The organism is Gammaproteobacteria bacterium (assembly GCA_035279405.1).
Lineage (GTDB): Bacteria > Pseudomonadota > Gammaproteobacteria > Natronospirales > REEB76 > REEB76.
The window spans coordinates 283,711-309,155 of the sequence record DATEHU010000026.1 but is presented as its reverse complement, the minus strand read 5'-3'; the positions used below and the strand labels follow the sequence as shown (position 1 = coordinate 309,155).

Below are 25,445 nucleotides of genomic sequence, written 5' to 3'. Positions count from 1 at the left end.
CGCGGCTCCTAGTGTTTCAGTTTGGCACGCTGCGCCGCGACTTCGGTCGGCGTGGCGAGCGGTGCGTTATTCCCCCACGAAGTACGTTCGTGGTCAATGATGTTGGCGATCTGGCTGTCACTCAGTACTGATTTGAAGGACGGCATCTGGCCCGGATACACGGTGCCACCCACATTGGCGCCTTGCAGGCCTTCCAGAATCACGTGAATCTGCTGCGTGGGATCGGCCGCCAGCACCACCGCGTTACCCTTGAGGGGCGGGAACACACCGGCAATGCCCTCGCCGTTCGCCTGATGGCAGACCGCGCAGTTTTGCGAGAACAGTTGCGCGCCTTCGGTTGCATCAAACGCTGGCGCGGCTGCCGGCGCACCGCCCGCGGCCGGTGCGGCCGGCGGTACATAACCGGGAATCGGCGGCTGCTTGAGCGACAGGAGATAGGCCACCAGCGCGACCGCCTTGTGCGTGGGAATCACGAGGCCCTGCGCCGGAGCATAGGGCTTGGGCACCGGGATCGTGGTGACGCCGGATGGCGCCTCGGACACCACGCGAAACAGAAAACTGAAATCCGGCATGATGGACAGCGGCTGCACCGAGCGCGGATCGTACAGATGCATGTACTGCCAGACCTTGCTCGGCTGGCGGTTGCCGATGTTGGAAAGATCCGGACCGTTGCGTTCCGAACCGAGCAACTCCGGCGTCTGATAGGCCAAATCGCCGGCCGAGATCGGCCGGCCGAACACCCGGTCCTCGGCCAGCGGCCGCACCTGCTGCGTGTGACAGTAGCTGCAACCGTTGGCGACATACACATCGCGGCCTTCGGCTTCGAGCGCGGTCAGGGGTTCCACGCCCGGGCCAGGCGGAGTCTTCGACAGCTCGATGCCCGGCAGCACGCCCATCAGTACCGCGAGTATCGCGTACACCAGCGTCGAGCCGCCGGCGATCAGGATGAGCGCTTTCATGCAGCCGCCTCGGTAGTCGCCACGGCGAACGCCTTGGGTTGTCGCTTCCCATAGGTCATGACCCAGACGTTCCACAGGAACAGCAAATGGCTCGCAAACATCATGCTGCCGCCGATGGCGCGCCACATCCAGTACGGCCCCATGTTCACCACCGAATCAATGAACGGCAGGCCGTGTATCCAATCGAGTCCCTGAATCGTGCCTCCGATCGAGAGCGCCAGCACATAGATGATCATGCCGATCGTGGCCCACCAGAAATGGATGCCCATGAGCAGGTTGTTGGCCTGCTTGCCGGTGATGCGCGGCAGAAGCCCGTACACCCCGCCCCAGATGACGAAGGTGATGAACCCGTACATCGTGAGGTGCGAATGACCGACGGTGAAGTTGGTGAGATGCCAGACTTCCTGCAGCGAGCGGAAGGCCTCGGCCGTGCCCTGACTCGAGCCGATGAAATAGCCGAGCACGCCCACCAGCACGAACATCGCGGGCGAGCGGTACAGGCGTTGCGGGCGCCCGCGCATGGTGAGCAGGTAATTCGCGCTGCCCGCCCACACCGGCACCAGCATCGCCACCGAGAACACGATGGCGATGGTCTGCAACCACCACGGCAGCGGGCTGAACAGGAAATGATGCGAGCCGATGATCGGATAGAAAATCAGATTGGTCCAGAACGCGAACACTCCAAGTGCGTAGGAATAAATCGGGCGGCTGAAGAGCTTGGGAATGGCGTAATACAAAACCCCGAGCGCCATGGGCGTGAACCACAAGCCCACGGCGTTGTGCATGAAAAAGCCGGAGACCGCTACCTGCCCGAGCCCGTACTGGTACCAGGGAATGATGACCACGATGGCAATGATGCAGGTCCACAGCACCCCGCCGATGGTGTACCAGTTGGAAAGATAAATGTCCTTGGTATTGCGTCGCGCCACGGTCGCGATGAGATTCCACGCGGTCACCACCAGCGCCGCCAGGAACACCAGGCGGATCGGCCACACCCACTCGCGGTATTCGAGCGTGCCGTCGTTGATGCCCAGATCCAGCGTCACCGTACCGGCAATGGCGGCAATGTTGAACAGCGCGAGTCCCACCCAGGCGAGCTTGGCGCTGTACAGGCGCGCCCTCGAGCTGCGCGCCGCAATGTAATAGGCCAGGCCCACGAGCCCGATGCTCGCCCAGGCATAAAACGTGTCATTGGTGTGAATCGGCCGCAGCCGCCCGAAGGTAAGCCAGCCCGCGTGCGCCCAGAACTCCGGATACACGAACTTGAACGCCAGCACGATGCCGATGAAAGTGGCAAACACCAGCCACAGCGCCGCGCACAAGGTGTACACGTTGAAAACGGTACGCAGCGCCCCTTCATCCGCCGCCGTCAGCCCCGACGACGAAGACGTGACCATCGCTTGCATATCAGCTCCCCGGGTGTGCCGTTGGATGCGCGAATTTATCTCACGTCTTTCATCAGCTTCTCAAGCCGGCCCTTGTTCATCAGTTGCTGCGCCTCCATGGCCGCGGCGACCTTCTCGGCTGCCTCTTTGTTGGTCGCCTTGCCTACCTCTATCACGCCCAGCATGCCGAACAAATGGTGGGGGTTACACTCGTAAAGGTACACACCCGGATGCGTGAATTTCACGCTGATGTCCTGGCTGACCTCGCTCTTCCAGCCCGCAGCACCCTTGGGCACCAGGTAGGACTGGCTGTCGTGACCGGCATCCGCGGCCACGAAATGCACGGAATCTCCCGGCTGGAGGTGCAGGAAGTCCGGTTCAAAAACGAAGGTCCCGTCCGCGCCGTTGTTCAATTCCTTCACCGTATAGTCCTTGGCATGGGCGTTGACCGCGATCAGGGATGTAGCCAGCAATATGCCCAAAGCAATTTTGCTGTTCATGACAGGCTCCGACTGTTCAAGGTTTTACGGAATGATTTTCGCTAACTGCAAGCTGCGCACACGAGGTTTCATGCGCATGTTGACAAGACTCGATTCGGCATGGCGGTGCAGGCGGCACCGGATCCGCAGCCAAAGCAAGATTGAACCATACACCGCTCAAATACCGCGGGGTCACTTCGCGTGCCGGCGCGTATGTTCACGAGCCCGGTGTTGCAGTCCTTCAATCTCGATATTCGGCTGCGCAAGTTCTTCGTTCGGCGCAGCCTGCTCCTCGAGGATGTACACGGCACCACAGTAGGGACACTGCGCCACGCCGCCTTCCTGAATGTCCAGATACACCCGCTGATGCGAATTCCACAAGCTCATGGCGGGCATGGGGCAGGACAACGGCAGGTCTTGCCAGCTCACGTGGTAAATCTTTTGCGCATTGGGAATTTGCGGCGCCGCCATGGCGTTATCTTGCGCTCAGCGCGTAAGCAATGGAAGCTTGTTCGGCACGCCATCCCACTGCTTGGCGTCGGACGGAGCATCCACTTTGTGATCCAGCACCGGCCATTGCGGCGACAACTCGGCATTCAGCGCCAGGAAATGCTCCTGGCCATTGGGTACGTCACTGTCCGCGAAGATTGCCTCGACGGGGCATTCCGCCACGCACAGCGTGCAGTCAATGCACTCTTCCGGATCGATGACCAGCATGTTGGGGCCGGCATGGAAGCAGTCCACCGGGCAGACTTCCACGCAATCGGTGTACTTGCACTTGATGCACTGTTCGGTCACTACATGCGTCATGGACTTGCCTCCTTGCCCCGTTTCCGCCGGAGCGCGGATAATGCTGCGCTTGGCGGTGGACGTGCGCCTTGATGCAAATCAAGGCTGGCATGGCGGCACACGAAATTACTGCGGGAATCGCATGCAATCCGATGACACACTGGCGCGCGAACTTCGCCACCATTATCTGTTCTCGGCGCTGAGCGACGTGCAGCGTGCGCGTGTGCTTGCGCATGCCGCACTGCGTCCGTTTGCGGCCGGCGAGCAGCTGTTCAGCCACGGCGACGAAGCGGCGAGCTTCTTCTTGCTGCGCCAGGGCAGCGTCAAGCTCTACCGGCTGTCACCGGGCGGCCACGAAAAAATCATGCGTTTCATCCGCCCGCCGCAGACTTTCGCCGAGAGTGTGATGTTCATGGACACGCCGCGCTATCCGGTGCACGGCGCCGGCGTCGAAGCCGGCGAACTTGTGGCGTTCGAATGCGCTGCCTTTCTTGACATCCTGCAGGAATCGTTCGCCACCTGCCGGGCGGTGATGGCGCAGATGACCCAGCGTATCCAGGCGCATTGGGACGAGATCGAGGCTTTGACGCTCGAAAACAGCCGGTATCGCGTGGTGCATTACCTGCTGGGCCTCGTGCCGCGCGGCGAGCACGGCCGCGTCAGCGTGACCTTGCCGGCGCGCAAGATGCTGATCGCCGCGCACGTGGCGGTCACGCCGGAAACCCTGTCACGCACGCTGCGTGCGCTCAACGACGAAGGCTTGATCGAAATTGCCGAGGATCGTGTCACGATCCCGGACACCGAGGCATTACGCCGGCACGTGCACTAGCGGGCGCCGTTGGCCTGCAAGCCGGGGAATTGTCTGGGCGCATGCGCCAGCGCGTCGCGCTGCGGCTCGGACAGCATCTGAGGCAAGGTCGCGAACAATGCCATCTCCTCGCGTGCGTGATGATGTTCGAGGATATGTTTCAGAGTCTTTTCCTCATCGAGCAGCGCAATCAGCGCTGCGCTGGTGACGCCGCGGCGGCGCAGTTTGGCAAAGCGCGCATTCAGCTTGCTCGCCAGCTCCTGAATGCGCTGATGTTCCACGGAATAAACCCGTGCCGGCCACTGATTCGGCAGTTTGTCCTGCGGGCAATAGGGCAAGAGGTATCGTTCTTCCAGTTCGATATGCTGCGCCAGCCGTTTCTGGTGCGAATCCAGCAGGCGTGCTGCGCGTGCCCACGCGCGCGCAATGAGCGCGACCTGGTGGCGCGCGAACAGCTGGGTGAGCATCTCGTGCTCGTCGACCAACGCGCTGAAGGGATCGAAATCCAGCATGTCTCTCATCCGAAGCCGTGACTGCCGGACACCGCGCCGGCGATGATTACCAGCGCGATCACCAGCAACCCCAGATGCACGCGCTGCATGCGGCGCCAGCGCGCCACGTCATCGCCGCCACGGCGCATGATGTGTCGCAGCAAGCCTGTGGGTCCAAGCACGAACAACAGCAGCATGAACAGCAGCCAGTACAGGGCCATGGCGTCCAGCCACCAGAATCGGGCCTGCAGGAACATGGACCAGAGATTCAGGCGGAACAACAGGTAAATGCCGGACAGGCCCACCAACACCACGGCAATGCGCGCCTGCGGTTCGAAGCGGCCTTCGACCACGTGAAAAGCCGTCTGTGCATCCCCAAGCTGGGCCTTGTGCAGCAAAGGCAGAAACACCGCCGTGATGAACGCCAGGCTCCCAATCCACCACACCACGGACAGCACGTGCACAACCAGGGCAACCGCAACATCGGCCATCTCAACGCTCCTTGCATCGGGAGTCTGCCGCGTCGCGCCGGGGAACCGCATTGATCTATATCAAGCTCATGCCAACCGCTGCGGGTGCCGCCGAGGTTTCGTACCATGCCGACGTCCGGATACCTGATCCAACACCGCCCACCGCTGCCTTTGCTCCTGCGCGCACGGACGACATCGCCGGTCCGGGGATCAGCCGACGTTTTTATTGATCCAAATCAGCGCGCCGGGGTTTCAAAAACCGGAACATCAGCCGCATGAATCACGATATTCTCCATGCCGTCAACAATGCGCGCGGCGGAGGCGCGGGGTTCCGCACGCGAGCGCGACTCGGCCCACGGCTGTTTACTGGCACCCGCGGTGGGCATGCCGTATCGCTGGCGCCAGTCGGCCTCGGTAGGTGCTTGGCTCTGGAGATGCCTTACCACGGTCACCGCGGATAAACTACGCAGCTTCAAATCGGAGATTTTTCATGTCGGATACAGATCCTCACGACCGCTTCATCGCAACCTGGCCGGCCATAGCCACTACGGCGCTGCGCGTCGCCTTTGGCATCATTTGGGCATTGGGCGCAGCGCTCACCTGGTCGCCCGACTTCGCACTTCACTACGTCGGTTACTTGCACAACGCAGCCCAGGGACAGCCGGGCTGGTCGGCCGGCTGGTTCCACCTGTGGATTGCCGTGGTCACGCCCAATGCAGGCTTGTTTATTTGGGCCACACGCATCATCGAGACTTTGCTGGCGTTCGCGCTGCTGGTCGGTTTTGGGCGCCGAACCCTTTACGTGCTGGGGGCGCTGTTCAGTTTGGCGGTGTGGAGCACGGCCGAAGGATTTGGCGGCCCTTACATAGTAGGCGCGGCCAACATGGGTACGGCGATCAGCTACGTACTGATCTTCGTGGCTTTAATTGGCCTCGACTACCGAGCGGGGTTTATTCCCTATAGCCTCGATTACCTTATCGAACGTCGCTGGCCAAAGTGGCAACTGGTTACCGAGTGGAGCCGTGACACGACCCGCCCACGTGCGCGCATGGCACTCCCGTGGCGTGTGCAGGTCCCGGCTATGGCCGGGATTGTAGTGCTGCTTGTACTCCTGCTTCTCGGATTGCATAGCGCGTTCAACGTCAAGTCGCCCTCGCCTGCGGCGGCTGCGGCGGCGGTTTCACCGCTGGCGCTCGCATCGAGCACGCCGATTGCCACCACGCGCGATGCCCGCCTGCCATCGCTCTACGCTACCGGCGACAGCGTCAATGTTGATTTGGTGACGACCGACGACAAGGTTGCCATTGCCAGCGGCGTTGCCTATATGGCATGGACTTACGGTGGTACTGTTCCCGGCCCCGTCATCCACGTGCGCCAGGGCCAGACGGTCGACGTGACTTTCACCAACCATGGCACGATGCCGCACTCCATAGATTTTCACGCCGCGATCACGCCGCCCAGCCTGCACTACGTGGACGTGGATCCGGGCAAAAGCATCAAGTTCTCGTTCGTGGCGAACACCCCCGGTGTGTTCCTGTACCACTGCGGCACACCGCCCGTGTTGTTGCACATCGGCAGTGGCATGTACGGCGCCATCGTCGTGGATCCGGCCACGCCGTTGCCACCGGCTGCCGAAAGTTACGTGATCGTACAGAGCGAGTGGTACACCCAGCAGGTTTCCGGCCACCTTATGGGTCCGGATTACGAGAAGATGCTGCAGGAACGCCCCGACGAAGTGGTGTTCAACGGCGCGGCGTTTCAATATAAAGATCATCCGCTGCCAGTCACAGCGGGTGAGCGCGTGCGCATCTATTTCGTGGACGCCGGCCCAGACTTGTGGAGCTCATTCCACGTGATCGGCGCGATGTTCGACAAGATCTATCCAGACGGTGATGCCGCGCACGCCTTGAGCGGCGTGTCCACCTACAGCGTAGGGCCGGGCGCGGGCGCCGTTTTCGATCTGGTGATCCCGGAACCGGGCAAGTATGCCTTCGTGGACCACGATATGGCGCACGCCATGATTGGCGCAATAGGTGTTTTTGAAGTGCATGCACCCGGCGCCGCCCCGCTGCCAGCCCCGGTGAGCGTAGCCTCGCCCGTTACCCCACAAACCGTCGCCAGCGCGCCCGCGGCCGCTCTCGAACCTGCCGGTCCCTACAAATACGATGCGACCCAAGGTGCTTCACTCTACTCAGCCAACTGTGCCGCCTGCCATCAAGCCACCGGCATGGGTTTGCCGGGGGCGTTCCCGCCACTCAAGGACGACCCCGTCGTGCTGAACCCGGATCCGGAGGAGCAGATCAAAACGATTCTGCGTGGTGCACACGGTCGTAACATCGGCGGTCGGACTTATCCAACTCCAATGCCACCCTTCGCCAGCGTGCTCAATGACACGCAAATCGCCGACATCATCAATCACGAACGCACGTCGTGGGGTAATCACGGCAAGCCGGTCACCGCCAACGACGTGAAAGCCGTACGCTCCCACAGCTCCGGAGGCGGAACCTTGCACTGACCTGTGCAACGCCTGCAATGCGGCCGTCGTAGCGGTGGTCCGGGCACGGAGGCCGCGCTTGCATGCGAGCATCGTTCGCATCGGCCCGAACGCGCCAATAGGGCGAGAAGCGAAGCTTCGAGCGGGCGCACAGGGATGTGCGCCCTGGACCGCGCGCGAAGCAGGATTGCGCAGCACTGCAGTCGAGGCTGGACTTCATGCCATGCATGGCTCTTTGCGCGTGACGTGCATCGCCAAATTGGTGCCCGGGGCCGGGTGAGGGCCGTGCTTGCATGCGAGCCCAGCTCGCATCGGCCCGAACGCCCCGACATGAATGTCGGGGCTGGACTTCGCACCAGGGATGGTTTCACACCATATGACGCGTGATCGAGTTGGTGCCCGGGGCCGGATTCGAACCGGCACGGCCGTTGCCAGCCAAGGGATTTTAAGTCCCTTGCGTCTACCAGTTCCGCCACCCGGGCGGGCAGGTCAAACATCAAAACGAGGCTAGGGTCGGAATTGAACCGGCGTACACGGCTTTGCAGGCCGCTGCATGACCACTCTGCCACCTAGCCATTCCTGAAACGGAAAAGCCGAAGAAATTTACCATACACGGCCCTGCACTTTCAGCGCAGGCGCGACCGGTATGCGGGTAAAGCAACAAAAAACCCCGGAACGACCGAGGTTTGAATCTGGAGCGGGAAACGAGGCTCGAACTCGCGACCTCAACCTTGGCAAGGTTGCGCTCTACCAACTGAGCTATTCCCGCGCAGGGGCGCGATATTGCAGGCTCGCCCCCGGGCCTGTCAAGGCGCGCTCCGGTCCCTCTTCAACTCCGGCCAGGCGGCGAGCAGATACAGGGACATGGACCACAGCGTCAACGCCGCGGCGATCACCAGCAGACCCACACCGATGTCGTAGATCGGCACGCGTCCAATTGGAAAGCGGTACAGCAGCAGCACGATGGCTACCATCTGCGCTGCGGTCTTGATCTTGCCCAGCCAGCTCACCGGCACGCGCTTGCGCGAACCGAGTTCGGCCATCCATTCGCGCAAGGCCGAGATCGTGAGTTCGCGTCCGATGATGATCATGACCGGGATGGCCATGGCCACGCGCGGATCGGCCTGCAGAATCAGCACCAGTGCCGCCACCACCATGAGCTTGTCGGCTACCGGATCCATGAACGCGCCGAAGGCCGAAGTCTCGTTCCAGCGGCGTGCCAGCCAGCCGTCGAACCAGTCGGTCACGGCCGCCAGCGCAAATACCAGTGCGCTCGCCGGCGGGGCCCAGGTGAACGTCAGGTAAAACACCACCACGAACACCGGGATCAACGCGATGCGCAGCAGCGTCAGGACATTTGGCGAGTTGAACTTCAAGCGTGGTGCTCATTGGTTGTCGTGGAACAGGGCATAAATCTCAGCCGCCAGCTCCCGGCCTATGCCCCGCACACTGGTCAAATCCTCAACCCCGGCGCGCGTGATGCCCTGCAGCCCGCCGAATTGCTTGAGCAGCAGTTGCCGCCGCTTGGGCCCCAGGCCCGCGACGCTTTCCAGGATGGAAGTCCTGCGCGCCCGGGCCCGCCGCAAACGATGCCCGGCAATGGCAAAGCGGTGCGCTTCGTCGCGGATCTGCTGTATCAGATGCAGCGCCGGCGAATCGGGCGGCAGTATAAGTGGCGCTCCCCGGGCCGACAAGAAAAGCTGCTCCAGCCCCGGCCGGCGCGCGGGCCCCTTGGCGACCGCCACGAGCGTGACGCCTTCGACCTGCAGCTCTTCCAGCACCTTCTCGGCCTCATGCAACTGGCCCTTGCCGCCGTCAATCAACAACACGTCGGGTATCTCGCCCTCACCCTGCTTGAGGCGCGTATAGCGCCGCATGAGCGCCTGATGCATGGCGCCGTAGTCATCGCCCGGCGCCACTCCTTCTATATTGAAGCGCCGGTATTGCGCCTTCGCCGGGCCCTCGGCATTGAACACCACGCAGGAAGCCACTGTCCCTTCGCCCATGGTGTGACTGATGTCGAAGCACTCGAGGCGCGCGGGTAACTGGTCCAAATTGAGGGTTTCGCGCAACGCTTCGTAACGCTCGCGCAAACCCGCGTCCATGGCCAGGCGCAGATTCAGCGACTCCAGGGCATTGGCACGCGCCAGCTTCAGGAGCTTCACGCCCTCGCCACGCTGCGGACGGCGGATGGCGACCCGGTGCCCGGATTGCGATGCCAGGGCTTCAGCGAGCAACGCCGCATCGGAGAATTTTTCCGATACCAGGATCGCGCGCGGGATGTCGCGCCCGAGATAATACTGGGGCAAAAACGCGGCCAACACTTCCTGCGCGGAAGTCTCACCCACGGTCTTGGGATAGAACGCCCGGCTGCCGAGGCTGTGACCGCCGCGCACCAGCATCACGGCCACGCAATGCAGGCCCGCGCGCGAGCTGGCGGCGATCACGTCGCAATCGCCGCGCGCGGAATCGATATGCTGGCGCTCCGCGGTGCGGCGCAAACTCGCAATCTGGTCGCGATAGCGCGCCGCCAGCTCGTAGTTCTGCGCGGCGGACGCCGCTTCCATGCGCCTGACCATGGTATCCATGACTTCACGCGTACGGCCTTCCAGAAACATGATGGCGTGTTGCACGTCTTCGGCATAATCATCCGCACTGACGAGCTTCACACACGGCGCGGTGCAGCGCTGGATCTGATATTGCAGACAGGGTCGGGTACGGTTGCGGAAGAATACGTCGTTGCACTGCCGCAACCTGAAGAGCTTCTGCAGCAACACCACGGTTTCACGCGCCGCGTGCGCGCTCGGGTACGGGCCGAAATAACGGCTGCCAGGGCGTTGCGGCCCGCGATACACGCTCATGCGCGGGAATGGCATGCCGGTCTCGATGCGGATGTAGGGATAGCTCTTGTCGTCGCGCAACACAACGTTGTAGCGCGGGCGCTGTGCCTTGATGAGATTGTTCTCGAGCAGCAGCGCTTCGGTTTCGGTGTGTGTGACGCTCACCTCGATGGCAGCCAGATGTGCCAGCATCGCCCGGGTCTTCGGCGATTGGCCGGTCTTGCGGAAGTAACTGCTCAGGCGCTTCTTGAGATTTCCCGCCTTGCCCACATACAGAATCTCCCCGCGCGCATCGAGCATGTGATATACGCCCGGTGACTGAGTGACATGGGCGAGAAAGCGTTGGCTGTCAAAAACGCGCTTGTCCGTCATGGATGCGGGATGTCAGGCCGAAAAGTGCACATGTCAATCGGGTGTTGCGAGCGTCACTCGTGCATGCCTGAGTGCTGCGGCTTCTCCTCGATTACGCCGTAACGCAGTGCGAGCCGCGTCAATTCGACGGCATTGGTGACGCCGAGTTTGGCGAACAGACGTGCGCGGTAAGTGCTGACCGTCTTGGGGCTCAAATGCAACCTGCCGGCGATGGCCTGTGACGGCTGGCCGCCGGTGATCATCAGCATCACCTGCATTTCGCGTTGCGACAACTGCGCGAAGGGCGAGCCGGGGTTGGCATCCACTTTGGCGAGCGCCAGTTGTTGCGCAATGCTAGCCGTGATGTAGCGCTTACCGGCATGCACCTGGCGGATAGCGGCCACGATTTCCTCGGCAGCGCAATCCTTGGTGAGATAGCCGTGCGCTCCGGCTTCCATGAGCTGCAACGGATACGGCTCGGTGGCATGCACCGACACCACGATCACCTTGAGCGCGGGATTGCGCGCCAGCAACCGGCGCGTGGCTTCGAGGCCGCCGACCCCGGGCATGCTGACATCCATCAGCACCAGATCGATAGCCAGGGAACGGCTGAGCTCGAGGGCGGCTTCACCGGATTCGCCCTCGCCCGCCACGCGTATGTCCGGCGTGTCTTCGAGGATCAGGCGTATGCCGGTGCGCACCAGCTTGTGGTCATCTACCAGCAGTACCCGGATCATGTGACCACCGTACCCCTTGCTCGAGCGATACGGAAAGATTACGGCAAATCCCCGCGATTGCCCAGTGCACTCCGGGGTTCAGCCCATGTGCGCGATCACGGCCTCGCCAAAACCCGAACAACCCACGAGCGTGGCGCCGGGAATCAAACTCTGCATCTTCTCCTCCACGTTGCGCCGTCCGGCGATCTCGCGCTTGGACACGCGGATGGCCTGGCGCAGACGTGCGAGATCGTAGGTCATGATCCGGGCTGCGATGGTGCGCGCCACGCCGTGCAGGATCAGGTCCGCCGCTTCCACCCAGCCGAGATAGCGCAGCATCATCTCCGCCGACAGGATGATGGAGCCGGGGTTGACGCGATCCTTGCCGGCAAATCCCGGCGCCGTGCCGTGCGTGGCCTCGAACACCGCGTAACCGTCGCCGATGTTGCCGCCCGGTGCGATGCCGATGCCGCCGACCTGCGCGGCCAGCGCATCGGAAATGTAATCGCCGTTGAGATTCAGGGTGGCGATGACGTCGAAGTCCTCGGGTCGCATGAGAATCTGCTGCAGGAAATTGTCGGCAATCACGTCCTTGATCACGATGTCATGCCCAGTTTTGGGATTCCTGAACTTGCACCACGGCCCGCCGTCCATGTCCATGGCGCTGAATTCCTCCTTAGCCACCTGGTAACCCCAGTCGCGGAACGCGCCTTCCGTGTACTTCATGATGTTGCCCTTGTGCACCAGGGTCACGGATACGCGATCGTGATCCACGCAATAGCGGATCGCCTTGCGCACCAGGCGCTGCGAGCCCTCTTTGGACACCGGCTTGATGCCGATGGCGGAACTGCCCGGAAAGCGGATACCGGTGACGCCCATTTTTTCCTGCAGGAAGGAGATGACCTGGTGCACCTGCGGCGTGCCGGCCGCCCATTCGATGCCGGCGTAGATGTCTTCGGTATTCTCGCGGAACACCACCATGTCGGTGAGTTCCGATTCCTTCATGGGCGTGGACACGCCGGGGAAAAAACGGATTGGCCGCACGCAGGCATACAAATCCAGTGCCTGGCGCATGGCAACGTTGAGTGAGCGGATGCCGCCGCCTACGGGCGTACCCAGCGGTCCCTTGATGGATACCACGCATTCACGCAACACACGCAGGGTCTCTTCGGGCAGATATTGATCGCGGCCGTATTTCCGTACCGCTTTCTCGCCGGCATAGGTTTCCAGCCATGCGATCCGGCGTTGGCCGCGGTAGGCTTTGTGCACCGCCGCATCCACCACCTTGCGCATCACCGGCGTCACATCCACGCCGATGCCATCGCCCTCGATGAACGGAATCACCGGTCGTGCGGGCACGCTGAGCGTGGTGTCGCTGTTGATTGCGATGCGCTCGCCATCTTTGGGTGGCGCGATCTTGGCGAAATTCATGATTTACAGTCTGGTTAAAGTTGCACGGCTGCGCCCGTCACCCGCTCATCCGGGCGGAAGATCAAATTTCATTTTCCGGCTTTGCGCGCCACGATGCGCATCGCCATTTCCAGCGCCTGCTCGTAATTGAGCCGCGGATCCACCTGGGATTTATACGCACGCTCCAGATCGCCTTCCGTGAGGCCACGCGCTCCGCCGGTGCATTCGGTCACGTCATCGCCGGTGAGCTCGAAATGCACGCCGGCGAGAATGCTGCCCAGTCGTGCGTGCAGCGCGAACGCCGATTCCAGTTCTCCCAGAATATTCTCGAAGCGCCGCGTCTTGAGTCCGCTGGCGGTGAGCTCGGTATTGCCGTGCATCGGGTCGCAGATCCACAGCACCTGTTTACGGCCCTTGCGCACCGCCTCCACGAGTGGCGGCAGTTTTTCCTCGATGCGCGCGGCGCCAAAACGGTGGATCAGCGTCAGCCGTCCCAGCTCGTTGTCAGGATTGAGCGCGGCGCACAGCGCCAGCAGGTGTTCCGGCGTCATGTCCGGACCGACTTTGACCGCGATCGGATTGGCGATACCGCGAAAGTATTCCACATGCGCGCCGTCCACATCGGCGGTGCGCATGCCGATCCAGGGAAAATGTGTCGCCAGGTTGTACCAGCGCCCGGCCTCGGTGACCAATTGGGTCTGGGCCTGCTCATACAGCAGATGCAGCCCTTCGTGGCTGGTGAAGAAATCCACGCTGGAGCTGTCCGACAGCGACTGACCGGAAATCGTTTCCATGAAACTCATGGCATCGGTTATGGATTGCACGATGCGCCGGTACTCCGCTTCCAGAGGCGAGTGGCGCACGAATTCCAGGTCCCACAGCTCCGCATGGTGCAGATCGGCAAAGCCGCCGTCCACCAGGGCGCGCACGTAGTTCAAGGTGAGCGCGGCGTACTCGTAACCGCGCAACAGCAGCGCCGGATCCGCCCGGCGTTCCGCCGCGGAGAATCCCGCGTGATTGATGATGTCGCCGCGGTAACTCGGCAGGGTAATGCCATTGCGGGTTTCCAGGTCGGCCGAGCGCGGCTTGGCGTACTGGCCGGCGATGCGGCCGACGCGCACCACGCGCTTCTTCAAGCCGTGCACCAGCACCAGGCTCATCTGCAGCAGGATCTTGAGCTTGTTGGCAATTGGTTCGGCGGTGCAGGCGTCGAAACTTTCCGCGCAATCACCGCCCTGCAATACAAAGCGTTCGCCGCGCCCGGCTTCGGCCAGTTGGCGGCGCAGCTTGTCCACCTCGCCGCAGGTGACCAGCGGCGGCAGCCGGCGGATAGCATCCAGTACGCGCGTAACCGCCGCCGGGTCCGCGTACAGTGGCTGCTGACCAGCCGCATGCGACTGCCAGCTGTCCGGCTGCCATTTTTTCATGAGTTGACGGTCCATAAGCGCGCGCCATGCTACACGTGCAGCGAGTTCCGGAAAAGCTCGCCTGGCACGAAACGCGGCACAACGCTAAAATAACGCCTCCGCGGCTGCGGCCAGTTTCTTTCCCGCCCGCATACCATTCTCGTCTCGCTGACCAGCGCATGCGCGCATCCCCGGGCGCGAGCGCGACCACTGACAGGAGCTACCTACATGCATCGTGTTCTGGTACTGGGCGCCGGCAAGATCGGCTCGCTGCTCTCCGGACTACTGGTAGCCTCCGGCGATTACCAGGTGGACCTCGCGGACGTAAACGGTCACGCCGCACAATCCGTGGTCAGCGCCCACGGGCTGCCGGGAATCAAGGCTTACCAGGTGGATGCGCGCGATGCGCGGGCGCTCGAAGCGCACTGCAAGGCGCAGCCCGCGGCTGCCGTGATCTCCAGTCTGCCCTACTTCTGCAACCCGCCGGTTGCGGAGCTGGCGCGCAAACTCAAGTTGCACTATTTCGACCTTACAGAGGACGTGGAAGTCACACGCGCAGTGACCAAAACCGCTGCAGAAGCCAGCACGGCATTCGCGCCGCAGTGCGGACTGGCGCCGGGATTCATCAGCATCGCCGCGCATGAAATCATGCGTCATTTTGACGAGCTGCACGACGTCAAACTGCGGGTCGGCGCGCTGCCGCAGAACCCCGGTAACATGAGCAAGTATGCGCTCACCTGGTCCTCGGACGGTGTGATCAACGAGTACGGCAACCTCTGTTACGGCATCGCCAACGGCAAGCCCGCGGCTTTGATGCCGCTCGAAGGTTTGGAGACCATCCAGCTCGAAGGCCGGTTATACGAGGCGTTCAACACCTCGGGCGGACTCGGCACGCTCGCCGAAACCTGGGCCGGCAAAGTGCGTAATCTCACCTACAAGACCATACGCTATCCGGGCCACTGCGAAATCATGCGCGTGCTCATGACCGACCTGCGCATGAACGAGCACCGCGACGAACTCAAACTCATTTTGGAACGCGCCGTGCCGCGCACTGTGCAGGACGTGGTGCTGGTGTACGTGTCGGTCACCGGCTTGCAGCACGGCAAGTTCATGGAAGAAAACTACGTGAACGCTGTGTATCCGCAGGAAATCGCCGACAAGCTGTGGGCCGCGATTCAGGTGACCACAGCCTCGGGCGTGTGCGCGGTGGTGGACCTGGTGCTGAAAACCCCCGGCGCTTACCACGGCCTGATCAAGCAGGAACAATTCCGGCTTGCCGACATACTCGCCAACCGCTTCGGCAAGGCCTATGCGCAGGCGGACAGCGCGGAACTCTCGGCCCGCTGGGTACGCACTGGCGCCGCCGGCAAACAATTCGTGGCCTGAGACACATTCATGGCGGACTTGAACCAGATTCTGAAAGCGCTGGGACTGGAACCGGACAATGCCGGCGTGTGGACGCCGACCGGCGGTTGGCGCAAGAGTGACGCGGCTCCAGTGCTGGAATCCATCAATCCAGCCACCGGCAAGGTTCTGGCCAAAGTACGCTGCGCCACACCCGCCGATTACGAGCAGGTCATCAGCGACGCCCAAGCGGCCTTCAAACAGTGGCGCGACGTGCCGGCGCCGAAACGTGGCGAGGCCGTACGTCTGATCGGCATGGCGCTGCGCGCACACAAAGATGCACTCGGCAGTCTGGTGTCGCTCGAGATGGGCAAGATCAAGGCCGAAGGCGATGGTGAAGTACAGGAAATGATCGACGTCGCCGACTTTGCGGTCGGCCAGGCGCGCATGCTCTACGGCCGCAGCATGCAATCCGAGCGCCCGCAGCACCGCATGTACGAACAATGGCATCCGCTCGGAATCGTGGGCGTGATTTCCGCCTTCAATTTTCCGGTCGCGGTGTGGTCGTGGAACGCGTTCATCTCGGCGGTGTGCGGCAACATCACGGTGTGGAAGCCTTCGCCGCGCACGCCGCTGTGCGCCATTGCCGTGCAGCGCATACTTAACCGCGTGCTCACCGAGCACAGCTATCCGGCGATCTTTTCCATGTTCGTGGACACTGGCCACGCATTGGCGGAACGCTTCGTTCGGGATGAACGCGTCGCGCTGGTTTCCTTTACCGGCTCAACAGTTGTGGGTCGCAAAGTGGGTGAAGCGGTTGCCGCACGCCTCGGCAAGTCGCTGCTGGAACTGGGCGGCAACAATGCCATCATCGTGGACAAAACCGCCGACCTGAAACTCGCGGTGCCGGCCATCGTGTTCGGCTCGGTGGGCACGGCCGGTCAGCGCTGCACCACCACCCGCCGCCTGATAGTGCACGAGAGCATCGCTGAAGAGCTCAGCAAGCGGCTCGTCAATGCCTACGCGCAAGTCAGGATTGGCGACCCGCTCGCCCCCGGCACGCTGATGGGACCGCTGTGCAGCGCCGACGCGGTCAAAGGTTACAAGTCCGCGCTGACCGAAGTGCAGAAGGCCGGCGGCAAGATCCTGTGCGGTGGCAAGGTATTGGAGCGCGCGGGATTTTTCGTAGAGCCTACCATCGTGCGCGCCCACAACGACTGGCCCATCGTCAAGTCCGAAACCTTTGCGCCGATTCTGTACCTGATCAGCTACCAGACGCTGGATGAGGCCGTGCGCCTGCACAACGACGTGCCGCAGGGCCTGGCATCCGCGATCTTCACAACCAGCCTCAAGAACGCCGAGTACTTCGTCTCGCACCTGGGCAGCGACTGCGGCATCGCAAACGTCAACATCGGTACCTCGGGTGCGGAAATCGGCGGTGCCTTCGGCGGCGAAAAGGAAACCGGCGGCGGGCGCGAAGCCGGTTCCGACGCCTGGAAAACTTACATGCGGCGCCAGACCAACACCGTCAACTGGTCGGATCAGTTGCCGCTGGCCCAGGGCATCAAGTTCGACCTGGGTTGAGAAATTTGCAGGTAATCAGTACAAATACGCCGCCGCGTCCAGCGCGGCGTTGTATTTTGTTGCATCGTCGTTTCCGTGCATGCGGGCATCCGGGTACGTTAATTCCTGGCGCCCCGCGCGCACGGCAGTGACGGGACAAAGGAGCAATTCGTGCTGGCGCTGCATCTACTGATCCTCGCCATTATCCAGGGCGTCACCGAGCTGTTCCCGATCAGCAGCCTGGGTCACAGCATCCTGGTGCCGGCGGTGTTGCACTGGCCCATCGACCGGCAGGCGCCCTGGTTTCTACCTTATATAGTGGTGCTGCATCTGGGAACGGCGGCGGCGCTGTTCATCTATTTCTGGCGCGACTGGTTTGCGCTGCTGGGCGGCGCATGGAAGGCCCGCGGCCGGCCGAGTGATCCGAATGCCCGGCTATTCTGGCTGCTGGTCGTGGGCACGATTCCCGCCGGCTTCATCGGTTTGGCGCTGGAACACAAGATCCGCCTGCTGTTTAGCGAATTCACCGTCGCCGCGGTGTTTCTCATGGTCAACGGCGTGATCCTGTTCATCGGCGACGCACTCAAAAAGCGCGCCGCGCGCCATGAACTCACCACCATGGGCTGGGCGCGTGCGTTCGGCATCGGCATCGCACAGGCGCTGGCCCTGATTCCCGGCATTTCACGCTCCGGCGTCACCCTGGTCGCCGGCGCGTGGTCGGGACTGGATTACGCCTCGTCCGCGCGCTTTTCGTTTCTCCTCGCCACGCCCGTCATCGGTGCAGCCGGGCTGCTGGAAGTACCAAGACTGGTGATGCACCGCGCGCGGCTGCCGGAAGGCCTGATGCTGACTATCGTCGCGGGCGGCATCCTGGCCGGCGTGTTCGCTTGGCTCAGCACCTGGGTACTGATGAAATACCTCGGCAAAACCGAAGTCACGGCCTTGCGGCCCTTCGGCATTTATTGTCTTGCGGCCGGCGCGGTGGCTTTGCTCCTGCACTTTGCCTGACTACGCTCCCAGGCCGCCCGGGCTCGGCACCTTCAACTGTCGTTGCCATGGCGTATAACGCCAGTATGATGAGGCCAAATCCAGGAGGGATTTCACCCTCACGGTGTGGCAATGGCTGAAGAGTCCCTGAGTCTGCTGGCGCGCTTCAAACGGCATCACATCTACCGGGTGGCGACGATTTACGCGGTCGCTGCCTGGATCATCATCCAGCTCGCTAATAGCGTGTTCCCCGACTTTGGAGTACCGCGCACCAGTGTGCGCCTGGTGATCGTGGTGCTGCTGCTCGGTCTCCCGGTAGTGTTGATGTTCGCCTGGCTGCTGATCAAGCCGGTGGATCCCGAGAAACTGATGCGTTGGCAGAAACGCCGCTGGCGACTCGGTCTGCTGTTGACAGCAATCGTCGTTGCGTTTGTCGGCGTCTCCGGCGCATACATCTGGCAGGTCACTTCGCAGAATGCATTTCAAGCCGCGCAAGCCCCGACGATTGCTTCCGTACCGACATTTTCACCGCCGCCGAACACCATCGCGATTCTCCCGTTCCGCAACCTGAGTAGTGATCCCAAGCAGCAGTATGTGAGCGACGGGCTGACGCAGGAGCTTACCGACGACTTCAGCCAGTTCCCCGGCATGCAGGTCATTGCCTGGCAGACCATGAACGGCTACCGCGACAGCAATTTGTCGGTGGAGGAAATCGGCAAGCGCCTCAACGTCGCCTACATCCTTAGCGGCAGCGTGATGCGCAATGGTGACCAGCTACGCGCGTCTGCTGCGCTCGCCAGCACCACCAGCGGAAACCAGGTGTGGTCGTCGCGTTATGACCAGGACTTCAAAGACGTGTTTGCCATGCAGGACAGCATCTCCAAGGCCATCGCTAGCGTCATGCAACTGAAAATCGCGGGCAGCAGTCAACTGGTCGCCCCCGCCACTCAAAATCCCAGGGCACACGACGCGTATTTGAGAGGTAAAGCCGCTTTCGGACTACGCACGGCCGCAGGTCTGCGCGAAGCCATCAAACAATTTCAGCGTGCCATCAAACTGGATCCGCAATTTGCCGAAGCTTACGCACAGCTCGCAGGTGTGTACAACACGCTGCCCGAGGTGACTTACATTCCGCTGCAAGAAGCCAATGACAAGGCCATGCAGGCCGTGAAGCAAGCGCTGGCCATCAACCCGAACCTGGCGGCCGCGCATGCGGTATTGGCCAACATTTACACGTCGGAGCAGAAACTGGACCAAGCCAAAGCGGAATTGTTACGAACCTTGGCACTGGACCCCAACAATGCCTCCGCCCACTACAGCTATGGAGTCATGCTGCCGCTGTCCGAGGCGCTCTATCAGTATCAGCAGGCCGCGCTGCTGGATCCGGATAGTTGGGCGGCCCAGCAGAATCTGGGCACAACCTACGCAGAACTCGGTAAACCCCAACAAGCCTTACAGGCCTTCCAGGCCGCCCAGAGTCTATCGCCCGATAATATCGAATCGCCCTTGGAAATCGCCTTCCTGTATCACACCCAAGCCAAACATGCCGATGCGGTGAATACACTGCGCGCGGTAAAGCCAAGTAACAAAGGTGACGCGCGCATCGTGGATGCGTCACTGCTGGCCTACGAAACTTTGCAGGATCCCGCCTTGAGGAAACAGGCGCTCACCACGTTGAAGAAGCTTGGCAGTGAAAAGAACAGTGCGTTCTTTCACTATTATGTAGCCACCGCATACATTGTGTTAGGGGAAAACCAGCTCGCCATCGAGCAGATCGCACAGTTTTGCAGCAGCACTCCCGATTCCTGCAACGACATCGCGGTGGACAATCACTACACGACACTGCACGCCGATCTGCAATTTCAGGCACTGGTGTCCCGCTACGGCCTCAAGCACCGCTAGCCGCGGATCCTCGTTGATCAGCATCAAGCCGTGTCTTCAAACCGATTCCGGTCACGGTTCTTCCTGACCTTGCGCGCGTCAAACACCCGCCCGTTCATGTAGATGTACACGCCGGGCGGCGCAATTTGCGCCGCCGCGAGCGCACCGCCGATGTTGAACATCGCGTCGCTGCTGCGGAAGCGCGCCGGATTGAGCGCGCCGGTCAGTACGATGGTCTTGTCGGGAATGCCGGCCAGCGCTGCGGCAGTTTGGGTCATGGTGTCGGTGCCGTGGGTAATGACGATGCGCTGCTCGCCGGCAGTCGCCACCGCACTGCGTATGCGCGCGCGATCCGCGTCGTTCATATCCAGGCTGTCCTTGCGCATCAGCGGCGTGATCTCGAAGCGCAACAGCACATTCATCTCGCGCAGGATTTCGCCGATCTGCGGCTCACCCACTTCGTATTCGCTTTGGGCATCGAAGTAAATCTTGTCTATGGTTCCCCCGGTGGTAAAGATGCGCAACGCCTGCATGCTCACGGTCCTCAATTCAGGTTGAACGGCAAGCCGATGTACAGGTAAAAGGTCTGATGACCGGATTGCGAAAAGCCGGTGCCCAGATACACCGGGCCGAGCGCGGTATCGGCGCCCACGAACAGTGCGGAACCGTATTGCAGGCCGTGGGCACTGATGTTCTGGGTACTGTCCCAGACGTTGCCGCCTTCGAGGCTCACGCCCACATACCAGCCGTTGCCCAGCACGCTCGGCAGGTTGCCGACGCGCTGCAGATAAATCATGTGCATGGAAAAAACCTGCTGGCCACGCAGTTGCTGGTTGCGCAAACCCGAGAGCGACAGGAATCCGCCCAAAGTGAATTCATCGTAGAACGGCATCTGGGTATGCATGGAGGTGCCGATGTCGGTGGTCAGCACCAGGCTGTGGGTGCCATCGCCGAAGGCCTGGACGCCGGTCAATTCCAGCTTGTCGTAGTTGACATCGCTTCCCAGCCAATCGCGTGCCCAAAACCCGTTGAGCGTCAGGTAAGAACCCGACATCGGAAATCCGGTGTCGCCTTGCAGGCTGTCCAAACCGAAGCGCAGCCGCAGCCCTCCCAGGGTGTCGTGGTAATTCGGCAGCGTGGATGCACCCACGTGCGGTTGGGATATCACGTGGCCATAGGATGGCCCGAACCGCAGTTCCGCAAGATTGCCGAATTCACCGCCAAAATCGAATCCGCCGCGAATCACACGCGTACCGTATTGCGCCACCAAGTCCTCACCGCTGTATAGGTAAGAAAGCGTATTCAGATACTCGGCATGTGGGGCGGCGAATACCTCGCCCGAATAATCCAGCGGCTGGTAAAGTTCGGTGTACACGCGCCGCGCGGTGCCAATCTGGAACTGGTTGCGCCATTCGCCGCCAAACTCGTTGAGCTCGGTGCGCGTCCAGCCAAACAACAACCCGTACTCGCTACCGCCTTCAAAATCATCCGCGATCCGCAGGCCGAAATACAGGTAGTTTGGCTGCCACGGCTTCTCTTCCACCGTGATGACCAGACCGGTGCGGCCGCCCTGGTGACCGATGGAAGCCGTCACCTTGGTGAAATAATTCAGGCGATATACGTGCTCCAGATCACGGTTAATGCGCTTGAAGTCCCAGCGTTCACCCACCTGCGTCACCATGCGTGCGCGGATCATGTCTGTGGGTATGTAATGATTGCCGCGGATCTCGATAAAATCCACGTTGCCGAGCGCCTCCGGTACATGGTGGTGCTGCGTCTGATACTGCGCATAGGCCTGGGGAGACAGCTGCAGGTCGTGCAGCGGTGCAAGCGCCTTGAGCGCGGCTTCGCGCCCGATGCGGATGGCATCGGCGGCACGCTTGAAATCCACCGCGCTGATGTCACCCAGGTCCGGCTGAATCAGGACATCTCCTTCTTTCAGACTGGCGATCGAACGGGTGACGTTTTGGTTCCCCATCAGAATGATGACCTGCAGGGAAACCCCGACGACGTTGTTCAAGCTGTCGGGCTTGGCGAGCGGCGTGCTCACGTTGACCGCGATCACCACGTCCGCGCCCATCTGACGGGCCACGTCCACCGGCAAGTTGTCCACCAGCCCGCCGTCCACAAGCAGGCGCCCGTCCATCTGCACGGGCGGATACACACCGGGCACCGACATGCTGGCGCGCATGACCTCGGCCAGGCTGCCGTGATCCAGCACCACCTCGGCGCCGGTGTCGATGTCGGTGGCCACGGCGCGGAACGGAATGGGCAGTTTGCTGAAATCTGTATTCGGCTGCGTGGTAAGCGTCAACACGTTGAGTATGCGTTCCGGATCACCGCCGGCGATGATGCCCTCCGGAAAAAAGAACCGGCCGCGAGCATAGCCAAACTCCACGTGCAGCAGATACTCGAGCTGATACTGCTTGTCGGGGTAGGACAACAGGCTGCGCGGCTGCTGGCCGGCCATGCTGGCCTGCAGGTCCGGGCGTTCCAATGTCGCTTGCAGCTCCTGCGCGGTGAACCCGGAAGCGTACAGACCGCCGACGATGGCCCCACCGCTCGTGCCTGCGATGCAATCGACCGGAATGCGCAGCTGCTGCAGGGCTTCGAGTACGCCTACGTGCGCAGCGCCGCGCGCGCCGCCACCGCCGAGCGCCAGGCAAATGCGTGGCCGCGACCCGGTGTTCGGGGTTGGCACCTGTGCGGGATCCGCTTGCGCCAGCGCAGATCCGCACATGCCGATACCAAGAAATAGGCCCGCTACCCAGCTGGAAGGAATTTTTGCCATGGTCGCGAGACGGAAAAAATGGTGATTGCCAATGCACGCCATGTTACCGGATGGCTCGGGGAGCGGAACAGTTTGCTGCCGGTTGCCTTTGGACCGCGCCTCTGATTACATGTTGGCATGTGGCGCGCGCCGAGCATGCTGATTCTTCCGCTGGTGGCACTGCTGCTCGGTCCCAGTGCGGCGCTTGCCGCCAGTGACGCGGCCAGCAGCGCATTGGTTTTGCACGTGGACGGCGCCATCAGCCCCGCCATGAGTGATTACGTGGTGCACGGTCTCGACGCGGCGCACCAGCAACATGCCGAGTTGGTAATCCTGGAAATGGACACGCCCGGCGGGCTGGACAGCTCCATGCGCAGCATCATCAAAGCGATCCTGGCCTCGCCGGTGCCGGTGGTGGCGTACGTGGCTCCGAGCGGTTCGCGCGCAGCGAGTGCCGGCACCTACATTCTCTACGCCAGCCACATCGCGGCCATGGCGCCGGCCACCAACATGGGGGCGGCCACGCCGGTGGAGCTCGCGGGTGGCAGTTCGTCCACGCCGGTCAAGCCAGAAACCGCGGAACAGCGCAAGATCCTGAATGATGCTCTGGCGTATATCCGTGGCCTGGCCATACAGCGTGGCCGCAATGCGCAATGGGCCGAGCAGGCGGTGCGCAATGCCGCAAGCCTCACGGCGGAGGAAGCCCTGCAGCAACATGTGATTGACCTCATGGCCGCCAATGTGCCGCACCTGTTGGCAAAATTGAATGGTCGCAGAGTGACTACCGCGGCCGGCACCGTGACCCTGCATACCACCGGTATCGTGGTACGTGAGTATGAACGCGGGCCGCGCGTCAAATTCCTCGAGGTAATTACCGATCCGACCGTGGCTTATCTGCTGCTGCTGATCGGAATCTTCGGCCTGGTATTTGAAGGCTATAACCCGGGTGGTGTGCTGCCGGGCGTGGTCGGCGCCATCGCGCTGCTGCTCGCGCTGTACGCGTTCCACGTATTGCCGGTGAATTTCACCGGATTGGCGCTGATAATCCTCGGCATTATCCTGTTTGTGACCGAGACTTTCGTGCATGCGTATGGCACCCTCAGCATCGGCGGGTTGGCTGCATTCGTGTTTGGGTCCATCATACTCATGGATACCAATGTCCCGGGCTTTCAGGTCTCCCGCGGTCTCATCGGTGGCATCAGCGTGGCGGCTGCGCTGATCATTGCCGGCACCGTATGGCTGACATTGCAAACCCACCGGCGCCCGGTGGTCAGCGGAGCTGAAGAACTGCTCAACAGCAACGGGTCGGCGGTAAGCGATTTCTCGCCGGCGGGCGACGGTAGCGTGCGTGTGCACGGCGAACTCTGGAACGCACACAGCTCCCGGCCGCTGCAGGCCGGCGACAGCATCAAGGTAGTGCGCCGCGAAGGATTAAAATTGATCGTCGAACCTCTGGAACAGACAACTCGCAAGGAGATCTGAATGGCCATCGCGATCCTCGTCATCATCATCATACTGGCACTCGTTGTCATCAGCTCGCTCAAGGTCCTGAAGGAATATCAGCGCGGCGTGATATTCCACTTCGGACGCTTCCGGCGTGTCTGCGGCCCGGGCATCGTGGTGGTATGGCCGCTCATCCAGCAAATGAGCAAGGTGGACCTGCGCGTGGTGGTCATGGAGGTGCCGCCCCAAGACGTGATCTCGCGCGATAACGTATCCGTGAAGGTCAACGCCGTTATTTACGTGCGCATCATCGATCCGGAAAAAGCCATAATCCAGGTTGCGGACGTATTCGAGGCCAGCAGCCAGCTGGCCCAGACCACGCTGCGCTCGGTACTCGGCCAGCACGAATTGGATGACATGCTCGCCGCACGCGACAAACTCAACTCCGACATCCAAACCATCCTCGACCAGCACACCGACGCCTGGGGCATGAAAGTCACGAATGTGGAAATCAAGCAGGTGGACCTGGATGAAAACATGGTGCGCGCCATCGCCAAACAGGCGGAAGCCGAACGTCAGCGCCGCGCCAAGGTGATTAATGCAGAAGGCGAACTGCAAGCCTCGCAGAAACTCATGGAGGCGGCGCAAACGCTGATGCAGCAACCCCAGGCGATTCAGCTGCGCTATCTGCAAACACTGGTGGAGATCGCCGGCGACAAGAGCAACACCATCCTGTTCCCGCTGCCCATGGACCTGGTGGAGCCGCTGCTAGCCAAGTTAAAAAAGAATTGAAGTTAACCGCGCTGTTGCATCTGGACCTGACGGGCGCTATGACAAGTGCAGCAGGATGAACCGCCGC

General features: G+C 61.8%; 23 protein-coding genes and 3 tRNA genes. 8 read left to right on the top strand and 18 right to left on the bottom strand.

Going from position 1 to position 25,445, the window contains the following annotated elements; translation table 11 throughout:
* Window positions 1-8: 8 nt before the first annotated feature.
* The 5 genes from VJR90_04975 to fdxA all read right to left on the bottom strand — a co-directional run bounded on the left by VJR90_04975 (window position 9) and on the right by fdxA (window position 3,633).
* Entirely contained in the window at window positions 9-959 is a 951-nt protein-coding gene (locus VJR90_04975; protein ID HKV96828.1) for a cbb3-type cytochrome c oxidase subunit II, read from the bottom strand.
* Window positions 956-2,365 carry a cbb3-type cytochrome c oxidase subunit I gene (locus VJR90_04970; GenBank protein ID HKV96827.1) on the bottom strand — a complete coding sequence of 470 codons (1,410 nt, stop codon included), beginning with the start codon at window positions 2,363-2,365 and terminating at the stop codon, window positions 956-958. Before VJR90_04970 ends, VJR90_04975 begins: the two co-directional genes overlap by 4 nt.
* A gap of 35 nt (window positions 2,366-2,400) precedes the next feature.
* Window positions 2,401-2,844 (bottom strand): pseudoazurin, encoded by a 444-nt coding sequence (locus VJR90_04965; GenBank protein HKV96826.1) that lies wholly within the window; start codon window positions 2,842-2,844, stop codon window positions 2,401-2,403.
* A 171-nt stretch (window positions 2,845-3,015) separates the two neighbouring features.
* Window positions 3,016-3,294: a hypothetical protein gene (locus tag VJR90_04960; protein ID HKV96825.1), complete on the bottom strand. Its 279-nt coding sequence runs from the start codon at window positions 3,292-3,294 to the stop codon at window positions 3,016-3,018.
* A 15-nt stretch (window positions 3,295-3,309) separates the two neighbouring features.
* Window positions 3,310-3,633 (bottom strand): ferredoxin FdxA, encoded by a 324-nt coding sequence (gene fdxA / locus VJR90_04955; GenBank protein HKV96824.1) that lies wholly within the window; start codon window positions 3,631-3,633, stop codon window positions 3,310-3,312.
* A 40-nt stretch (window positions 3,634-3,673) separates the two neighbouring features.
* On the opposite strand from fdxA, the gene VJR90_04950 reads away from it, so the two are divergent.
* On the top strand, window positions 3,674-4,441 hold the full coding sequence (locus VJR90_04950; protein ID HKV96823.1) for a Crp/Fnr family transcriptional regulator: 768 nt from the start codon (window positions 3,674-3,676) through the stop codon (window positions 4,439-4,441).
* On the opposite strand, the gene VJR90_04945 is transcribed toward VJR90_04950, so the two are convergent.
* Complete coding sequence (locus tag VJR90_04945) at window positions 4,438-4,932, bottom strand: hemerythrin domain-containing protein (protein HKV96822.1); 495 nt, start codon at window positions 4,930-4,932, stop codon at window positions 4,438-4,440. The genes VJR90_04950 and VJR90_04945 overlap by 4 nt on opposite strands.
* A 5-nt stretch (window positions 4,933-4,937) precedes the next feature.
* Complete coding sequence (locus tag VJR90_04940; protein HKV96821.1) at window positions 4,938-5,402, bottom strand: hypothetical protein; 465 nt, start codon at window positions 5,400-5,402, stop codon at window positions 4,938-4,940.
* 469 nt (window positions 5,403-5,871) lie between these two features.
* On the opposite strand from VJR90_04940, the gene VJR90_04935 reads away from it, so the two are divergent.
* On the top strand, window positions 5,872-7,896 hold the full coding sequence (locus tag VJR90_04935; protein HKV96820.1) for a multicopper oxidase domain-containing protein: 2,025 nt from the start codon (window positions 5,872-5,874) through the stop codon (window positions 7,894-7,896).
* A gap of 372 nt (window positions 7,897-8,268) precedes the next feature.
* On the opposite strand, the gene VJR90_04930 is transcribed toward VJR90_04935, so the two are convergent.
* From VJR90_04930 to VJR90_04895, 8 genes are all read right to left on the bottom strand, one after another.
* Window positions 8,269-8,357, bottom strand: a tRNA-Leu gene (locus tag VJR90_04930).
* A 22-nt stretch (window positions 8,358-8,379) separates the two neighbouring features.
* Window positions 8,380-8,450, bottom strand: a tRNA-Cys gene (locus VJR90_04925).
* A gap of 118 nt (window positions 8,451-8,568) precedes the next feature.
* Window positions 8,569-8,644, bottom strand: a tRNA-Gly gene (locus VJR90_04920).
* Window positions 8,645-8,681: 37 nt separating this feature from the next.
* Complete coding sequence (gene pgsA / locus VJR90_04915; GenBank protein ID HKV96819.1) at window positions 8,682-9,251, bottom strand: CDP-diacylglycerol--glycerol-3-phosphate 3-phosphatidyltransferase; 570 nt, start codon at window positions 9,249-9,251, stop codon at window positions 8,682-8,684.
* A 9-nt stretch (window positions 9,252-9,260) separates the two neighbouring features.
* On the bottom strand, window positions 9,261-11,087 hold the full coding sequence (gene uvrC / locus VJR90_04910) for an excinuclease ABC subunit UvrC (protein ID HKV96818.1): 1,827 nt from the start codon (window positions 11,085-11,087) through the stop codon (window positions 9,261-9,263).
* Between the two features lie 53 nt (window positions 11,088-11,140).
* Window positions 11,141-11,803 carry a UvrY/SirA/GacA family response regulator transcription factor gene (gene uvrY / locus VJR90_04905; GenBank protein HKV96817.1) on the bottom strand — a complete coding sequence of 221 codons (663 nt, stop codon included), beginning with the start codon at window positions 11,801-11,803 and terminating at the stop codon, window positions 11,141-11,143.
* 78 nt (window positions 11,804-11,881) lie between these two features.
* On the bottom strand, window positions 11,882-13,213 hold the full coding sequence (gene icd, locus VJR90_04900; protein HKV96816.1) for an NADP-dependent isocitrate dehydrogenase: 1,332 nt from the start codon (window positions 13,211-13,213) through the stop codon (window positions 11,882-11,884).
* A gap of 68 nt (window positions 13,214-13,281) precedes the next feature.
* Window positions 13,282-14,619 (bottom strand): 3-deoxy-7-phosphoheptulonate synthase class II, encoded by a 1,338-nt coding sequence (locus tag VJR90_04895; protein ID HKV96815.1) that lies wholly within the window; start codon window positions 14,617-14,619, stop codon window positions 13,282-13,284.
* Between the two features lie 207 nt (window positions 14,620-14,826).
* On the opposite strand from VJR90_04895, the gene VJR90_04890 reads away from it, so the two are divergent.
* Together VJR90_04890 and VJR90_04885 are read left to right on the top strand one after the other, a co-directional pair.
* Entirely contained in the window at window positions 14,827-15,984 is a 1,158-nt protein-coding gene (locus VJR90_04890) for a saccharopine dehydrogenase NADP-binding domain-containing protein (protein HKV96814.1), read from the top strand.
* 9 nt (window positions 15,985-15,993) lie between these two features.
* Window positions 15,994-17,526 (top strand): aldehyde dehydrogenase family protein, encoded by a 1,533-nt coding sequence (locus VJR90_04885; protein ID HKV96813.1) that lies wholly within the window; start codon window positions 15,994-15,996, stop codon window positions 17,524-17,526.
* A gap of 15 nt (window positions 17,527-17,541) precedes the next feature.
* Here VJR90_04885 and VJR90_04880 read toward each other — a convergent pair whose 3' ends face one another.
* On the bottom strand, window positions 17,542-17,691 hold the full coding sequence (locus tag VJR90_04880; protein ID HKV96812.1) for a hypothetical protein: 150 nt from the start codon (window positions 17,689-17,691) through the stop codon (window positions 17,542-17,544).
* Between VJR90_04880 and VJR90_04875 the strand changes: the two genes are divergently transcribed.
* Together VJR90_04875 and VJR90_04870 are read left to right on the top strand one after the other, a co-directional pair.
* Window positions 17,680-18,513: an undecaprenyl-diphosphate phosphatase gene (locus VJR90_04875; GenBank protein HKV96811.1), complete on the top strand. Its 834-nt coding sequence runs from the start codon at window positions 17,680-17,682 to the stop codon at window positions 18,511-18,513. The genes VJR90_04880 and VJR90_04875 overlap by 12 nt on opposite strands.
* A 111-nt stretch (window positions 18,514-18,624) precedes the next feature.
* Entirely contained in the window at window positions 18,625-20,394 is a 1,770-nt protein-coding gene (locus tag VJR90_04870; GenBank protein HKV96810.1) for a tetratricopeptide repeat protein, read from the top strand.
* A 23-nt stretch (window positions 20,395-20,417) separates the two neighbouring features.
* Here the strand turns inward: VJR90_04870 and VJR90_04865 are convergent, their stop codons facing one another.
* Window positions 20,418-20,906, bottom strand: coding sequence for an asparaginase domain-containing protein (locus tag VJR90_04865; GenBank protein HKV96809.1), 489 nt, complete (start codon window positions 20,904-20,906; stop codon window positions 20,418-20,420).
* 11 nt (window positions 20,907-20,917) lie between these two features.
* Window positions 20,918-23,113, bottom strand: a complete 2,196-nt coding sequence (locus VJR90_04860; protein ID HKV96808.1) for a patatin-like phospholipase family protein — start codon at window positions 23,111-23,113, stop codon at window positions 20,918-20,920.
* 186 nt (window positions 23,114-23,299) lie between these two features.
* Here VJR90_04860 and VJR90_04855 point away from each other — a divergent pair, with 186 nt between their 5' ends.
* Window positions 23,300-24,625 (top strand): nodulation protein NfeD, encoded by a 1,326-nt coding sequence (locus tag VJR90_04855; protein ID HKV96807.1) that lies wholly within the window; start codon window positions 23,300-23,302, stop codon window positions 24,623-24,625.
* Window positions 24,626-25,378: a slipin family protein gene (locus VJR90_04850; GenBank protein ID HKV96806.1), complete on the top strand. Its 753-nt coding sequence runs from the start codon at window positions 24,626-24,628 to the stop codon at window positions 25,376-25,378.
* Window positions 25,379-25,445: the final 67 nt, after the last annotated feature.